Below are 13,950 nucleotides of genomic sequence, written 5' to 3'. Positions count from 1 at the left end.
CTGCGCGACCAGCCCCCACCGACCCGCACACACAAACCGGACCGCACCGACCCCGCGCGGAGCGCTCACGCCGGGAACCTGCGGTCAACCCACTTCCACGCGAACTCCAGAGTCACAGCCGCAACCGCCGCGATGCCGACGGCAGTCCACGGCATAGTCGTCCCCACCAGCTTCAACGCGAAGAACTCCTGAAGCCAGGGCACCACAAGCACGATCACGAACCCGAGCCCCATCGCGGCAACCAGCCCGATCCGCCACCAGGTATAGGGCCGCGCGATGATCGCGAGCACCCACATGGCGATCAGGAACAGCGTCAACGTCGCCGCACTGGTCTCCGCGTCCAACGCCCCCTCACCCGTGTAGTGGTGACGGGCCAGCAGATACGTACTGAAGGTGGCCACCGCCGCGACGACCCCACCCGGAATCGAGTACCGCATCACCCGTCGCACGAAGTGCGGCCTGGCCCGCTCCTTGTTGGGCGCGAGCGCGAGGAAGAACGCCGGCACACCGATCGTCAGCGTCGAAAGCAAGGTCAGGTGCCGCGGCAGGAACGGATACTCCACCTGCGAGCACACCACCATCACAGCCAGCAGCACCGAGTACACGGTCTTGACGAGGAACAACGTCGCGACCCGCGTGATGTTCCCGATGACCCGGCGCCCCTCCGCGACCACCGAAGGCAACGTCGCGAAGCTGTTGTTGAGCAGCACGATCTGGGCGACGGCCCGGGTGGCCTCGGACCCGGACCCCATCGCGACGCCGATGTCGGCGTCCTTGAGGGCGAGCACGTCGTTCACACCGTCACCGGTCATCGCCACGGTGTGCCCGTGGGACTGGAGCGCGCCCACCATGTCCCGCTTCTGCTGCGGGGTGACCCGCCCGAACACCGTGCCCTCGTCCAGCGCCTTCGCCATCTCCTCCTTCTCGGTGGGGAGCCGGCGCGCGTCGACCGTGGCGGCGGCCCCGGGCAGACCGAGCTTGGCGGCGACCGCGCCGACCGACACGGCGTTGTCGCCGGAGATGACCTTGGCGCGTACGTCCTGCTCGTCGAAGTAGCGCAGGGTGTCCGCCGCGTCGGGCCGCAGCCGCTGCTCGAGTACGACGAGCGCGGTGGGCCGGGCGCCCTCCTGGACCTGGGGATCGTCGAGGTCCTTGACGGCCCGGGCGAGCAGCAGGACCCGTAGACCCTGCTCGTTGAGCTGCTCGGTCTCTGCGAGCGCCGGGTCCCGGTCGGGCAGCAGCACGTCCGGGGCGCCCAGCAGCCACGTACTCGCCTCGCCGTCGCCCTCGTTGAAGGACGCTCCGCTGTACTTCCGCGCGGACGAGAAGGGCAGCGACTCGAGGTGGCGCCAGTCCTCGTTGTTGTCCGGGTAGGCGTCGATGATCGCCTGGAGGGAGGCGTTCGGACGCGGGTCCGACTCGCCGAGGGCGCCGAGGACCTTCCGTACGTACGTCTCGTCGCTGCCGTTGAGTGAGCGCAGCTCGGTGACGTCCATGCCGCCCTCGGTGAGCGTGCCCGTCTTGTCGAGGCAGACCGTGTCGACGCGGGCGAGCCCCTCGATGGCCGGAAGTTCCTGGACGAGGCACTGTTTCCGGCCAAGTCTGATGACGCCGATCGCGAAGGCGACGGAGGTGAGGAGGACCAGGCCCTCCGGGACCATCGGCACGATGCCGCCGACGGCGCGCGCGACGGAGTCCTTGAAGTCGTTGTCCTTGGCGACGAGCTGGGTGATGACCAGGCCGATCGCGGCCGGGATCAGCATCCATGTCACGTACTTGAGGATGGTGGAGATACCGGTCCGCAGCTCGGAGTGGACGAGCGTGAAGCGGCTCGCCTCCTCGGCGAGCTGCGCCGCGTACGCCTCGCGTCCCACCTTCGTCGCGGTGAACGCGCCGCCGCCCGCCACCACGAAGCTGCCGGACATGACCTGGTCGCCGGGCTGCTTGACGACCGGGTCCGCCTCGCCGGTGAGCAGTGACTCGTCGATCTCGAGGCCGTCGATCTCGACGCACTCGCCGTCCACGACGATCTTGTCGCCCGGCCCGATCTCGATCAGATCCCCGAGCACGATCTCGGAGGTGCTGACCTCGGCCGCGATGCCGGCTCTTCGTACGGTCGGCCGTGCCTCGCCGATCACCGCCAGCGAGTCCAGGGTCTTCTTCGCGCGCAGCTCCTGGATGATGCCGATCCCGGTGTTCGCGAGGATCACATAGCCGAACAGGCTGTCCTGGAACGGCGCGACGAACATCATGATCAGCCAGAGCACGCCGATGATCGCGTTGAACCGGGTGAAGACGTTCGCGCGGATGATGTCGGCCGTGGAGCGACTGCTGCGCACGGGGACGTCGTTGACCTCGCCCCGCGCCACCCGCTCCGCGACCTCCGCCGCGGTGAGTCCCTCCGCCCGCGGCGCAGGGGCGGGTATCGGTACCGGATGCACAGGGTCGAGTTCCGCGCCCGCGTCGATGTGCGTCATGCATCCGACGGTACGGGGGGAAATACGGCTTCACCCGCCGAGTGCGGCAAAGATCCGACCAGGGGAGGACTCGGAATGATGCCGTGGTTGTACGGAGCCTTGCGGAAGCAGCTATTCCGTGACCGGGTCGGCCACGTCAGGGCTGTCGGATGTGGAGGCCTTCGCCCGAGTGTCTGCGGACGCCTCCGCCGCCGCGTCCCGCTTGATCGCCGCGTCCCGCTTCCGTACGTACCAGATGCCGATCAGGCCGAGGCCCGCGCCGGCCAGGCAGGTCCACAGCCACCACAGATGCCCGTGGTCGTCGAACCAGCCGTAGAACGGCAGCTGCGCCAGGAAGAGGACGAACCAGAGGATCGTGCCGCCTGTGATGGTGGCGACGACGGGACCCTCCAGGGGTTCCGGTGCTTCGTGCTTGGGGGTCCACTTCGCCATGGGGACAGCTTACGAGGCGATCAGGTCTACGCGCGCAGATAGCGTTCTCCGAGTTATATGTTCATACTGAAACGGTTTGCTTCTGGCCATTTCCGTTCGTATGAAACACCAAAAGGGCATCGGGATGTCCGCTGGTGATGAGGTCCCCGCATGCCCACCTCGGCCCCCGCCAAGGCCCCCGCGCCCAAGCGGCCGGACACCCGGTCCGCCTCCGGCGCCCTCGACCGCCACTTCCGGATCTCCGAGCGCGGCAGCACGCTGTCGCGCGAGATCCGCGGCGGTTTCGCCACCTTCTTCGCGATGGCCTACATCATCGTGCTGAACCCGATCATCCTGGGCAGCGCGAAGGACATGTACGGACACCAGCTGGACAACGGCCAGCTGGTCACCGCGACCGCGCTGACCGCGGCGTTCACCACGCTTCTGATGGGCGTCATCGGCAACGTACCGATCGCGCTCGCCGCCGGCCTCGGCGTGAACACGGTCGTCGCGCTCCAGCTGGCGCCCAGGATGTCCTGGCCGGACGCCATGGGCATGGTGGTCCTTGCGGGCTTCGTGGTGATGCTCCTCGTCGCCACCGGTCTGCGTGAGCGCGTGATGAACGCCGTGCCGCTCGGCCTGCGCAAGGGCATCGCGATCGGTATCGGCCTGTTCATCATGCTGATCGGCCTCGTCGACTCCGGCTTCGTCTCGCGCATCCCGGACGTCGCCCAGACGAGTGTGCCGCTGCAGCTCGGCGCGACCGGCCACCTCACCGGCTGGCCCGTACTCGTCTTCGTCCTCGGCACGCTTCTCACGCTGGCGCTGATCACGCGCAAGGTGCCGGGCGCGATCCTCATCTCGATCGTCGCCATGACGGTCGTCGCGGTCGTCATCAACGCCGTCGCCACGGTGCCGTCCTGGGGCCTGACCACCCCGAAGTGGCCCGGCAACCCGGTCGCGAGTCCCGACTTCGGGCTCGTCGGGGACGTCAGCCTCTTCGGCGGATTCGACAAGGTCGGCCTGCTGACCGGTGTGCTGTTCGTCTTCACGGTCCTGCTGTCGTGCTTCTTCGACGCGATGGGCACGATCATGGGCATCGGTGACGAGGCCGAGCTGACCGACGACCGGGGCAACATGCCCGGCATCAACAAGGTCCTCTTCGTCGACGGCATCGCGGTCGCCGCGGGCGGCGCCACCTCGTCCTCGGCCACCACCTGCTTCGTGGAGTCCACGGCGGGCGTCGGCGAGGGGGCCAGGACCGGCTTCGCGAACGTCGTCACCGGTGGACTCTTCGCCGTCGCGCTCTTCCTGACCCCGGTCGCCACGATGGTCCCGTCCCAGGCCGCCACGCCCGCGCTGCTCGCGGTCGGCTTCCTGATCCTGTCCGGCTCGATCCGCCAGATCGACTGGAGCGACCACACGATCGCGATCCCCGCGTTCGTGACGATGCTGATGATGCCGTTCACGTACTCGATCACGAACGGCATCGGCATGGGCTTCATCACGTTCGTCGTGCTGCGACTGGCGGCCGGGCGCGGGCGTGACGTGCCGGTGGCGATGTACGTGGTGTCGGCGGTGTTCGGTTTCTACTACCTGATGCCGGCGCTGGGTCTGACGTAAGGCGCGCGCGGGTCTCAGGTGACCCCGTTGACGCCGTAGAACTTTTCCGTCTCCTCGACCGCGGTCTGGAACCGCTCGTCGAAGTCGTCGCGAATGAGCGTCCGGACGACGTAGTCCTGGACGCTCATTCCCCGTTTGGCCGCATGGTCCCGGAGCCGTTCGAGCAGCTCCCCGTCTATCCGCAGGCTGAGCACGCTGGTCCCCATGCGTACGAGGGTCGCTGGCCCGTACCGGCTGGTGTGTCACTTTCCGCGCTCGTCTCACTCATACGGGTGACGAAGGGGTGGCTCGAGGATTCAGTGGCCGGAGTCACGGGCATTCCGGTGATGCTCGGGTGGTCTTTAGGTAGGGTAATGAGTTACTCTAAAGAACATGCCTGACCTGACCCATGGCGACGACGCTGCCGCCGTGAACTCCCTGCGATCCGCCGTGATGCGCCTGTCGCGTCGACTCAAGCACCAGCGGGTCGACGAGTCGCTGAGCCCGACCGAGATGTCGGTCCTCGGCACCCTTGCCCGCTGCGGCACCGCCACGCCGGGCGAGCTCGCCCGCAAGGAGCATGTGCAGCCGCCCTCGATGACCCGCATCGTGGCGCTCCTCGAGGCCAAGGGCCTGGTCAAGCTGGAGCCGCATCCCGAGGACCGGCGCCAGAAGGTCGTCACGCAGACCGAGCGGGCCGAAGCCATGCTCGACGAGAGCCGCCGCAAGCGGAACGCGTGGCTGGCCTCCCTGGTCGACGGCCTCGACGAGGACGACTGGGCGAAGCTCCGCGAGGCCGCCCCCGTCCTGGAGAAGCTCGCGCATCTGTAGGCCGACCTCACGCATCAGCGGGCCGACCTCGTCCGACTCGCCCAGCTCATCCACTTCGCAAGGAGGCGAACGCCGTTGAGTACGGGACCCGGAGCAGACTCCGCCCCCGCACCAGAACCCGACTACACCACCACACGCAAGACCGGCACGACAGGCAAGACCAGCACCCCACGTAAGTCCGGCACCTTCAGCTCGCTGAGGATCCGCAACTACCGGCTCTTCGCCACCGGAGCCATCGTCTCCAACACCGGCACGTGGATGTCCCGCATCACGCAGGACTGGCTGGTGCTGAGCCTGACCGGCTCCTCCGCCGCCGTCGGCATCACGACCGCGCTGCAGTTCCTGCCGATGCTCCTCTTCGGCCTGTACGGCGGTGTCATCGCCGACCGTGTCCCCAAGCGCCGGATGCTCTTCTTCACCCAGGGCGCGCTGGGCGTCTGCGGCCTCGTGCTCGCCGCCCTCACCCTCTCCGGACATGTGCAGGTCTGGCACGTCTATCTGATCGCGTTCCTGCTCGGCATGGTCACCGTCGTCGACAACCCGACCCGGCAGACCTTCGTCTCCGAGATGGTCGGCCCCGACCAGGTGCGCAACGCCGTCAGCCTCAACTCCGCCAACTTCCACTCCGCCCGCCTCATCGGCCCCGCCGTCGCGGGCGTCCTGATCTCCACCGTCGGCAGCGGCTGGGCCTTCCTGATCAACGGCCTCGCCTTCCTCGCGCCCATCACCGGCCTGCTCCTCATGCGTACGAGCGAGCTGTACGAGGTGGAGCGGGTGCCGCGCGCCAAGGGCCAGTTGAGGGAGGGACTGCGCTATGTGGGCTCCCGCCCCGAACTGATCTGGCCGATCGTGCTCATCGGCTTCATCGGCACCTTCGGCTTCAACTTCCCCATCTGGCTCACCGCGTTCGCCGACGAGGTCTACCACGCCGGCGCCGGAACGTACGGCCTGCTCAACACCCTCATGGCGGTCGGCTCGGTCGCCGGAGCGCTGCTCTCCGCCCGTCGCGCCTCGGCCCGGCTGCGGGTCCTGGTGGGCGCGGCCCTGCTGTTCGGCGTACTGGAGATCGCGGCGGCCCTGTCCCCGTCCTTCTGGCTCTTCGCGCTGCTCCTCGTGCCCATCGGCATGGCGGCCCTGACGGTCAACACGACCGCCAACGCCAGCGTCCAGATGGCCACCGATCCGGCCATGCGCGGCCGCGTCATGAGCCTGTTCATGATGGTCTTCGTCGGCGGTACGCCGCTGGGAGCGCCCATCGTCGGCTGGATCACCGACACGTACGGCCCGCGCATCGGCTTCGCGATGGGCGGTCTCGTCTCGGCGGCCGCCGCGGTGGCGGTGGGCCTGATCCTCGCCCGGGTCGGCGGGCTGCGCCTGTCGGTGGGCTGGCGCCGAGGCCATCCGCAGGTCCGGTTCGTACCGCGGGACGGGGAGCGGGAGCGGGAACGGGAGTTGGCGACGGTGGCTTAGTGCGCCTCGGCCGTCCGGCCGAGGTGACCAGGGCACGCTCGGGCGTGCAGGCGACGGCGGGGAGACTGGTCCCATGAGACTCTTCGCCGCCGTGCTGCTGCCCGAGGACGTGTCCAGTGAACTCGCCTCGGCGGTGGACGGGCTGAGGAAGCTGCCGGAAGCGGACCGCGGGCTGCGCTGGACCGGCCGGCCCGGCTGGCACTTCACGCTCGCGTTCTACGGAGAGGTCGCCGACGAGGTCGTACCGGATCTGTCGGCGCGGCTGGAGCGGGCGGCGAGCCGCACCGACCCGTTCCCCTTGTCGCTGCGCGGCGGGGGCCGTTTCGGGGGCCGGGCCTTGTGGGTGGGCGCCACGGGTGACGTACCTACGATGCGGCTGCTCGCCGAGCGGGCGGAGGCGGCGGGGCGGAAGGCGGGCGTGGCGATGGGGGAGCACCGCCGGTACCGGCCGCACCTCACGGTGGCGCGCGGCCGTGACGCTGCGGACCTCTCGCCGTACGTCTCCGCGCTGGACGATTTCGCCGGGCGGCCCTGGACGGTCGGTGAGCTGTGCCTGGTGCGGAGCCGTCTGCCCAGGTCGGGGGTGCCGGGGGAGCAGCCGCGCTACGAGACGCTCACGCAGTGGGCTCTCGGCGGGCCCCTCGTAGGGGGCGCTTGAGGGCGGCCGGTTACGCTCGATGGCGTGGACCCGAAGACGCGGAACCGGATCATGGCCGGTGTGCTTGTGCTGATGTTCGTCGTGGTGGCCTTGGCGGCGGCGGTAGGAGGGTAACCGGAGTGCTCCGCTGGGAGGGCCGGGGAACTGCGGCTGTCGGCTGTCGGCTGCGGGCCGGTCGTGGCTGGTCGCGCAGTTCCCCGCCCCTTCGGGGCGCCCCTGCCAGGCTGTCAGGCCTCGCTACCAGGCGAAGGCCTCCGGTGACGGCCCCGGGCCCGGGAAGATCTCGTCCAGGCCGGTCAGGAGTTCCTCGCTGAGCTCCAGCTCGACGGCCCGCAGGGCGGAGTCGAGCTGTTCGGCCGTGCGCGGGCCGACGATCGGACCGGTCACACCCGGCCGGGTAAGCAGCCAGGCCAGGGCGGCCTCGCCGGGCTCCAGGCCGTGCTTGTCGAGCAGGTCCTCGTACGCCTGGATCTGCGCGCGGATGGTCGTGTTCGCGAGAGCGTCGGCGGCCCGGCCGCTCGCCCTGCGTCCGCCCTCGACCTCCTTCTTGATCACACCACCCAGCAGACCGCCGTGCAGCGGGGACCAGGGGATGACGCCGAGCCCGTAGTCCTGGGCGGCGGGGATGACCTCCATCTCGGCGCGGCGCTCGGCGAGGTTGTAGAGGCACTGCTCGCTGACGAGGCCGATGGTGCCGCCGCGGCGGGCGGCGATCTCGTTGGCCTGGGCGATCTTGTACCCGGGGAAGTTGCTCGACCCCACGTAAAGGATCTTGCCCTGCTGGACCAGCACGTCGATGGCCTGCCAGATCTCCTCGAAGGGAGTGCGGCGGTCGACGTGATGGAACTGGTAGACGTCGATGTAGTCGGTCTGCAACCGCTTCAGCGAGGCATCGACGGCCCGCCGGATGTTCAGCGCGGAGAGCTTGTCGTGGTTGGGCCAGGGACCGTCGCCGTCCGCGGCCATGTTGCCGTACACCTTGGTGGCCAGGACCACCTTGTCCCGGCGCTCGCCGCCCTTGGCGAACCAGTTCCCGATGATCTCCTCGGTACGGCCCTTGTTCTCGCCCCAGCCGTACACGTTGGCGGTGTCGAAGAAGTTAATGCCCGCGTCCAGCGCCGCGTCCATGATCGCGTGACTGTCCGCCTCGTCGGTCTGCGGCCCGAAGTTCATGGTCCCGAGCACGAGTCGGCTGACCTTGAGTCCTGTGCGTCCCAGCTGCGTGTACTTCATGGTCCTTAGCCAACGGCGTGGAGTGCGCTCTAGGCAAGGAGGCTTGACGCTAACTCACGGTTAGTGCTTTCCTGTGGGCGGCGTGATCAGCTTGAACTTTCAATATTCGGCTGCGTCGGCCTCTTCGACCGTTCGCGGGTCCTCCTGGACTCGTCTGAAAGATGGAGCATCGTGACCCCCACCACGTCTGTCCGCGGAGTCCTCGTCGCCGCGCTCGCCGCGAGCGCGCTGCTGGGAACCGCGGTCGTACCCGCCGTCGCCGTACCGTCCTCTGCCTCGCAGCACTCCAAGGGATACGGCGACGCCGCGCGGCTCGACTATCAGAAGGCCGTTGTCGCACGAGTCCTCAAGGGTGTGTTCGAGCAGGGCGACACCGGTGTGGTCGACCGGTTCGTACGGCCGGACTACATCCAGCACAACCCGCTCGCGCCTGATGGTGCCGAGACGTTGAAGAACCTGGGGGCGGGTCTGCACCAGCAGTTCCCGGATGCCGAGTACGACATCAAGCGGGTCATCTCCGAGGGCGACCTGGTCCTCGTGCACTCCAACGTCGTGCTGACGCCGGGCACCCGGGGCTCGGCCGTCTTCGACATCTTCCGCTTCCAGGACGGGAAGATCGCCGAGCACTGGGACACCGTGCAGAACGTCCCGGACACCACGGCCAACGGCAACGACATGTTCTCGACGGTGAGCCTGCCGCGGACCGAGTCGCCCGGGCCGCGGTGGCTGACCACGTACAACAAGAAGCTGGTGACGAAGGCGTTCGACCAGCTCCTGGTGAACAAGGACCTCTCGGCGATCGACAAGTTCTGGGGTTCCGAGTACCACCAGCACAACCCCACGATCGCGGACGGCGTGGCGGGCGTGAAGGCCGGCCTCGGCGGCTACTTCGAGGCCTTCCCGCAGCTGTCGGTCTCCCGCAAGCGGGTCATCGCGGAGGGGGACCTGGTCGCGGTCCACAGCCACTACGTGAACACGCCGGGCGAGCGGGGCCAGGCGGTCGTGGATCTCTTCCGGGTGCGCAACGGGAAGATCGTGGAGCACTGGGACGTACTCCAGGATGTGCCGGCCACTTCTGCGAACGACAACACGATGTTCTAGGTGGGGCTTTGGAGGTCTGGGTGGGGCTCTGGCGGGACTCGAAAGTCGTGCTCGTAGGCTCCGGCATCGCCCCTTGCGACGTGGTTCCTGTTGTCTCCGCAGGGGCCGGAGCTACTCCGGCAGATCGCTGTCCCCGCCCAGGTTGGCAATCACCCGGCGCAGGACGTCGAGGGTGGCCACGTACTCCTCCTCGGTGATGCCCGCGTGCATCTGCTCGTGTGCTCGGGCGTTGCGTTCCTTGGCTCGGAGACGGCCCGCTTCGCCCGCTTCGGTGAGGGTGAAGGCGGCGGATTCGTCCTCCGTCGTCCAGCGGCGCCTCGCCAGGTCGTCGAACACTTCGCCGAAGTCGATGCCCTGGTCGTCGAACCGGGTGAGTTTGGCGGTGAGTTCGGCTCGGGTCCAGTGGGCCGGGGCGGCCGCGACATGGTTGAGGATCCACCAGTGGGGCTGGGTGAGCGACTCCGTCGCCAGCTCCTTGCGGATCCGGCCCACCACCTCGCGGTAGGCGGCGCCCGTCCAGTAGCCGATGGGCTGGGCGGCGAGGCGGTCGTGGGGGTACGGCTTGGGCTGGGCCGGGCTCTGTGTCGTCATGAGCCGACCGTAGGAACTCAAGTTTGGTTGAGGTCAAGAGGGGGCGGCGGACCCGGCGGAGGCCAAGGTGTCAGTCCCGGGGCATTCTCCGAACCAAGAGGGTGTCCCGTGTTCAGGTGACGGGACGATCAGTCCCGAGGGGAAGGGCCGGAATAGGGCCTGGCTCCGTTCACGAAATCTGTGCCAGAGCCCGAGTTTCAGCAGCACAGCAAAAGCTCGATGGGCCGCTTGTGTGCCCTCTGGGCTCAGTCCTGGTGCCACACCAGCTCCCTGACCAGCTACTTCGAGATGGCGCAGCGTCAGTACCGAGGAAGCGTCGCCTGATTCTTGGAACGGCGGTCTGGCGAGGGCCTCCCGTTCCCATGGACATCGACTTGGGCCGGTCCGGTCTGCCTTCCAACGAGATGAACAACTGCAGGCGCAACCGGTGACCAAGCCAGGGGACGGAGAAGAGCTGCGAACGGCGCGGGTGTTAGCTTCCTTCCCGTGTTAAGTCACCAGGACGAGACCAGGACGGCCTACGACGGGGTCGTCGAGCTGTACGCGTCGATGTTCGCCAATCGGTTGGAGACGCAGCCGTTCGCGCGGAACATGATCGGCACCTTCGCCGAGCTCGTGCGTGCCACGGGGAACCGGCGGGCAGCCGACGTCGGGTGCGGACCCGGTCATCTGACGGCCATGCTGCACGACTTGGGGTTGGACGCCTTCGGGCTTGACCTCTCCCCGGCCATGGTCGCCCACGCCCGGCGGGCCCATCCGGCGCTGCGGTTCGACGAAGCGCGAATGGAGGCCCTGCCGGTCGGAGACGGCGCGCTCGGCGGAGTGCTGGCCCACTACTCGATGATCCATACCCCACCTGGAGAATTGCCCGCGCTGCTCGCTGAACAGGTACGTGTCCTGACACCAGGGGGCCTGCTCCTGGTGTCCTTCTTCGGGACCGAGGGGCCGGAGCCGGTCCGCTTCGACCACAAGGTGGCGCCCGCCTACAGCTGGCCGGCGGAGCAGTTTGCCGAGTTGCTGGCCGGGGCCGGACTCGTCATGGTGGCTCGGTTGCTCCACGACCCAGCGTCCGAGCGGGGCTTCCTCGACACCCACTTGCTGGCCCGCCGCCCGTAGAGCGTGGCCCGTGGCCTGGGTCGGGGTGGTGTAGATCATCCGCGTGGATGAAGCTCGTCCGAAGCGCCGCGTTCTGTGCCGGCGTCCACGGTTGCGCTCCTCCCCGGCCGCTCCTCCGACGAGTGCGGCCGCGCGCAGTACAAACACGCACGCTGACCAGGCCACGCCGTGTTTCAGTCAGCCGTTTCCGGCCGCGTACTGCTGACCCACACCCCACGCCTGATACATCGCCTCGGCGAACGCCGCCGCCAGTTTGTGTTCGCCGGAGGCATTCGGGTGGGTGCCGTCGTACGTGTCGTGGTTGATGTCGTACGAGGGCGGGACCGAGGCCAGGAGGAGAGGCGACACGGGCTCGTCGAGGTCCGCGACCGCCTTCGCCAGGAGTTCGTTGAAGAGGACGACCTCCGCCGCGAAGGGTGCGTCCGTGTCCGCCCGGGTGTTCGGGATCACCGGGAGGAGCACCATCGACACGCGGGGGTTCGCCGAGCGGGCCGCCGCGATGAAGGTGCGGGCGTTCTCCGCCGTCTGGGGCGCGTTCGTGTAGAAGCCGAGGTCGATCAAGCCCAGCGACACCAACAACACATCCGCGCGGGACTCCCGTACCGCGTCCGCGATCAGCGGGGTCAGGTGGTGCCAGCCCTCGCCCCAGCCCGCCAGGTGGGCGCGGGGGAAGTCCGGGTCGGCGTACTCGTACGAGTCGGCGGTGTCCGTGGCCTTGTCGTAGAGCGTCTCGCGAGGGCCGACGATCTTGAACGGGCCGCCGTACGTCGCGCGCAGGTGCTGCCACATTCGGTAACGCCATGTGTGTTCGCCGGCGCTTCCGATGGTCATGGAATCGCCGACCGGCATGAACCTGAGCATCCGCTCATCATGGACGATCACCGGGAGGGGAGGAGTGTGAGACCTGACACTCACGCTGAACCTGCAGCGAGGATGGCAGGCTTGGGGCATGCGTCGCTCGCTTGCGCTCCTTGTCGGGGCCCTCCTTGCCGTGGTGCTCGCCGCGCCCGCCGTTGCCGCCGATAACGACGGGGCGGAGGGAGCGGACGGGTTCACGATCAAGGATCCCCGGATCACCGAGTCCAGCGGGCTCGTCGCCTCCCGTGCCCACCCGGGTGTGTATTGGACCCACAACGACAGCGACGACGGGGCCTTTCTCTACGCCGTCGACAGCAAGACCGGCGAGACCGTAGCGACGGTCACCATGACCGGCGTCGGCCGCCCCCGGGACGTCGAGGCCATCTCCATCGGACCCAACGGCCACCTCTACGTCGGTGACATCGGCGACAACCTCGGCGGCACCTGGGACCACGTCTGGATCTACGAGCTCCCCGAGCCCAAGCAGCTCAAGAACCAGACCGTCCGCGCCACCCAGTACGACGTGAAGTACGCGGACGGGGCCCGGGACGCGGAGGCGCTCATGGTGCACCCCAAGACGGGGCGGGTCTACATCGTCTCGAAGAACGAGAACGGGGGCGGGCTGTACGAGGGGCCCGCCCAGCTCTCCGCCTCCGGCGTCAACACCTTCAAGCGCGTCGGCGACATCGACCTCTGGGTCACCGACGGCGCCTTCTCGCCCGACGGCGAACAGCTCGCCGTGCGCGGCTACTTCGGCGGCATCGCGTACGAGTGGAACGACGGGAAGCCGAAACGGCAGGGCCGGCTGAGCGTGCCGCTCCAGGGGCAGGGCGAGTCGATGACGTACACCCCGGACGGTTCCACGCTGCTGTACGGGAGCGAGGGGTCCGAGAGTTCGGTGGAGCCGGGGAATGTGCCGGGCGGGGGCGGCAGCGGGGGAGACGGCAAGTCTCCTTCCGGGGACGGCAGTTCAGCCGGCGACGACGGCGACGGGCTGAACGCCGACGTCAAGACGGGCGCGATCGCTCTCGCCGTCGCTCTCGCCGTCATCTACGGACTCAAGCGGCTGCTCCGACGCGAGTAGCTCCGCTGGAGGCGCGGTGATGTTATCTGCGGGCCCGTGGGGGCTGGTCGCGCCCACGCGGCGGAGCCGCATATCGATGCAGCCCCGCGCCCCTTACGGGGCGCTGTCCTGTACCCGTACCTCGTAGTGCAGCGTCTGCGTTCCCATGATCTTGTGTGCGAGCGGGACGAACACGCCCTGCGTGATCGGGTACTTGCGGCGGAGCAGCTTCGCCGCGTGCTTGTCCTCCTCGCTGTCGTGGTCGAGGAGGCGGGCCCGTGCGTGGATCTCGGGTCCCGTCGGTGCGCCGCGCAGGGTGGAGGGGGCGATCTCCACCTGCGGGTTGTTGCGCAGGCGTTTGGTCTTCCAGGCCCTGCCCGGGGTGCGGAAGTACGCGTGGTCGCCCTCGACGGCGATGTTCACGGGGGTGCCGATGCCGCTGCCGTCCTTCTTGTGACTGGTGAGCAGGACGGCCCACTGTTTGACGAAGGGAGTGAGCTCGGGGCTCGGAGTCGGAGCGCTCATGCCTCCATAAAGGC

Annotated in this window: 14 protein-coding genes; 7 read left to right on the top strand and 7 right to left on the bottom strand. The window is 68.5% G+C overall.

Annotated elements, in window-relative coordinates:
* Nucleotides 1-65: 65 nt before the first annotated feature.
* Both GAS53_RS25740 and GAS53_RS25735 read right to left on the bottom strand, forming a co-directional pair.
* On the bottom strand, nucleotides 66-2,477 hold the full coding sequence (locus tag GAS53_RS25740; protein ID WP_151480076.1) for an HAD-IC family P-type ATPase: 2,412 nt from the start codon (nucleotides 2,475-2,477) through the stop codon (nucleotides 66-68).
* 111 nt (nucleotides 2,478-2,588) lie between these two features.
* Nucleotides 2,589-2,909: a DUF2530 domain-containing protein gene (locus tag GAS53_RS25735; protein WP_151480075.1), complete on the bottom strand. Its 321-nt coding sequence runs from the start codon at nucleotides 2,907-2,909 to the stop codon at nucleotides 2,589-2,591.
* A gap of 150 nt (nucleotides 2,910-3,059) precedes the next feature.
* On the opposite strand from GAS53_RS25735, the gene GAS53_RS25730 reads away from it, so the two are divergent.
* Nucleotides 3,060-4,511 carry an NCS2 family permease gene (locus GAS53_RS25730; RefSeq protein ID WP_151480074.1) on the top strand — a complete coding sequence of 484 codons (1,452 nt, stop codon included), beginning with the start codon at nucleotides 3,060-3,062 and terminating at the stop codon, nucleotides 4,509-4,511.
* A gap of 14 nt (nucleotides 4,512-4,525) precedes the next feature.
* Here GAS53_RS25730 and GAS53_RS25725 read toward each other — a convergent pair whose 3' ends face one another.
* Entirely contained in the window at nucleotides 4,526-4,717 is a 192-nt protein-coding gene (locus GAS53_RS25725) for a ribbon-helix-helix protein, CopG family (RefSeq protein WP_151480073.1), read from the bottom strand.
* Between the two features lie 166 nt (nucleotides 4,718-4,883).
* Between GAS53_RS25725 and GAS53_RS25720 the strand changes: the two genes are divergently transcribed.
* The 3 genes from GAS53_RS25720 (at nucleotide 4,884) to thpR (ending at nucleotide 7,449) form a co-directional block, all read left to right on the top strand.
* On the top strand, nucleotides 4,884-5,321 hold the full coding sequence (locus tag GAS53_RS25720; RefSeq protein WP_151480072.1) for a MarR family winged helix-turn-helix transcriptional regulator: 438 nt from the start codon (nucleotides 4,884-4,886) through the stop codon (nucleotides 5,319-5,321).
* Nucleotides 5,322-5,396: 75 nt separating this feature from the next.
* Nucleotides 5,397-6,791 (top strand): MFS transporter, encoded by a 1,395-nt coding sequence (locus tag GAS53_RS25715; RefSeq protein ID WP_151480071.1) that lies wholly within the window; start codon nucleotides 5,397-5,399, stop codon nucleotides 6,789-6,791.
* A gap of 73 nt (nucleotides 6,792-6,864) precedes the next feature.
* A complete protein-coding gene (gene thpR / locus GAS53_RS25710) occupies nucleotides 6,865-7,449 on the top strand; it encodes an RNA 2',3'-cyclic phosphodiesterase (RefSeq protein WP_151480070.1) in 585 nt (194 codons plus the stop codon).
* Between the two features lie 237 nt (nucleotides 7,450-7,686).
* On the opposite strand, the gene GAS53_RS25705 is transcribed toward thpR, so the two are convergent.
* A complete protein-coding gene (locus tag GAS53_RS25705) occupies nucleotides 7,687-8,682 on the bottom strand; it encodes an aldo/keto reductase (RefSeq protein ID WP_151480069.1) in 996 nt (331 codons plus the stop codon).
* Between the two features lie 171 nt (nucleotides 8,683-8,853).
* Between GAS53_RS25705 and GAS53_RS25700 the strand changes: the two genes are divergently transcribed.
* The gene (locus GAS53_RS25700) at nucleotides 8,854-9,783 is read left to right on the top strand and encodes a nuclear transport factor 2 family protein (RefSeq protein WP_151480068.1); all 930 of its coding nucleotides are present in this window, start codon (nucleotides 8,854-8,856) and stop codon (nucleotides 9,781-9,783) included.
* Nucleotides 9,784-9,894: 111 nt separating this feature from the next.
* Here GAS53_RS25700 and GAS53_RS25695 read toward each other — a convergent pair whose 3' ends face one another.
* Nucleotides 9,895-10,374 carry a MarR family winged helix-turn-helix transcriptional regulator gene (locus tag GAS53_RS25695; RefSeq protein ID WP_151480067.1) on the bottom strand — a complete coding sequence of 160 codons (480 nt, stop codon included), beginning with the start codon at nucleotides 10,372-10,374 and terminating at the stop codon, nucleotides 9,895-9,897.
* 486 nt (nucleotides 10,375-10,860) lie between these two features.
* Here GAS53_RS25695 and GAS53_RS25690 point away from each other — a divergent pair, with 486 nt between their 5' ends.
* A complete protein-coding gene (locus tag GAS53_RS25690; RefSeq protein ID WP_151480066.1) occupies nucleotides 10,861-11,490 on the top strand; it encodes a class I SAM-dependent methyltransferase in 630 nt (209 codons plus the stop codon).
* 177 nt (nucleotides 11,491-11,667) lie between these two features.
* Here the strand turns inward: GAS53_RS25690 and GAS53_RS25685 are convergent, their stop codons facing one another.
* Nucleotides 11,668-12,351: an SGNH/GDSL hydrolase family protein gene (locus GAS53_RS25685; protein ID WP_151480065.1), complete on the bottom strand. Its 684-nt coding sequence runs from the start codon at nucleotides 12,349-12,351 to the stop codon at nucleotides 11,668-11,670.
* Between the two features lie 88 nt (nucleotides 12,352-12,439).
* Here GAS53_RS25685 and GAS53_RS25680 point away from each other — a divergent pair, with 88 nt between their 5' ends.
* Complete coding sequence (locus GAS53_RS25680) at nucleotides 12,440-13,432, top strand: WD40 repeat domain-containing protein (protein WP_151480064.1); 993 nt, start codon at nucleotides 12,440-12,442, stop codon at nucleotides 13,430-13,432.
* Nucleotides 13,433-13,525: 93 nt separating this feature from the next.
* Here GAS53_RS25680 and GAS53_RS25675 read toward each other — a convergent pair whose 3' ends face one another.
* The gene (locus GAS53_RS25675) at nucleotides 13,526-13,936 is read right to left on the bottom strand and encodes a PPOX class F420-dependent oxidoreductase (protein ID WP_151480063.1); all 411 of its coding nucleotides are present in this window, start codon (nucleotides 13,934-13,936) and stop codon (nucleotides 13,526-13,528) included.
* Nucleotides 13,937-13,950 lie beyond the last annotated feature (14 nt).

The sequence above is a fragment of the Streptomyces albicerus genome (genome assembly GCF_008905045.1).
Classification (GTDB): domain Bacteria; phylum Actinomycetota; class Actinomycetes; order Streptomycetales; family Streptomycetaceae; genus Streptomyces; species Streptomyces albicerus.
This window is presented reverse-complemented; position numbering and strand designations above follow the sequence as displayed.

Bases quoted from the DNA above. Each gene is read 5' to 3' on its own strand.
- thpR (WP_151480070.1), top strand. From the start codon at position 6,865: ATGAGACTCTTCGCCGCCGTGCTGCTGCCCGAGGACGTGTCCAGTGAA.
- GAS53_RS25720 (WP_151480072.1), top strand. From the start codon at position 4,884: ATGCCTGACCTGACCCATGGCGACGACGCTGCCGCCGTGAACTCCCTG.
- GAS53_RS25730 (WP_151480074.1), top strand. From the start codon at position 3,060: ATGCCCACCTCGGCCCCCGCCAAGGCCCCCGCGCCCAAGCGGCCGGAC.
- GAS53_RS25675 (WP_151480063.1), bottom strand. From the start codon at position 13,936: ATGAGCGCTCCGACTCCGAGCCCCGAGCTCACTCCCTTCGTCAAACAG.
- GAS53_RS25740 (WP_151480076.1), bottom strand. From the start codon at position 2,477: ATGACGCACATCGACGCGGGCGCGGAACTCGACCCTGTGCATCCGGTA.
- GAS53_RS25725 (WP_151480073.1), bottom strand. From the start codon at position 4,717: ATGGGGACCAGCGTGCTCAGCCTGCGGATAGACGGGGAGCTGCTCGAA.
- GAS53_RS25705 (WP_151480069.1), bottom strand. From the start codon at position 8,682: ATGAAGTACACGCAGCTGGGACGCACAGGACTCAAGGTCAGCCGACTC.
- GAS53_RS25735 (WP_151480075.1), bottom strand. From the start codon at position 2,909: ATGGCGAAGTGGACCCCCAAGCACGAAGCACCGGAACCCCTGGAGGGT.
- GAS53_RS25680 (WP_151480064.1), top strand. From the start codon at position 12,440: ATGCGTCGCTCGCTTGCGCTCCTTGTCGGGGCCCTCCTTGCCGTGGTG.
- GAS53_RS25695 (WP_151480067.1), bottom strand. From the start codon at position 10,374: ATGACGACACAGAGCCCGGCCCAGCCCAAGCCGTACCCCCACGACCGC.
- GAS53_RS25685 (WP_151480065.1), bottom strand. From the start codon at position 12,351: ATGCTCAGGTTCATGCCGGTCGGCGATTCCATGACCATCGGAAGCGCC.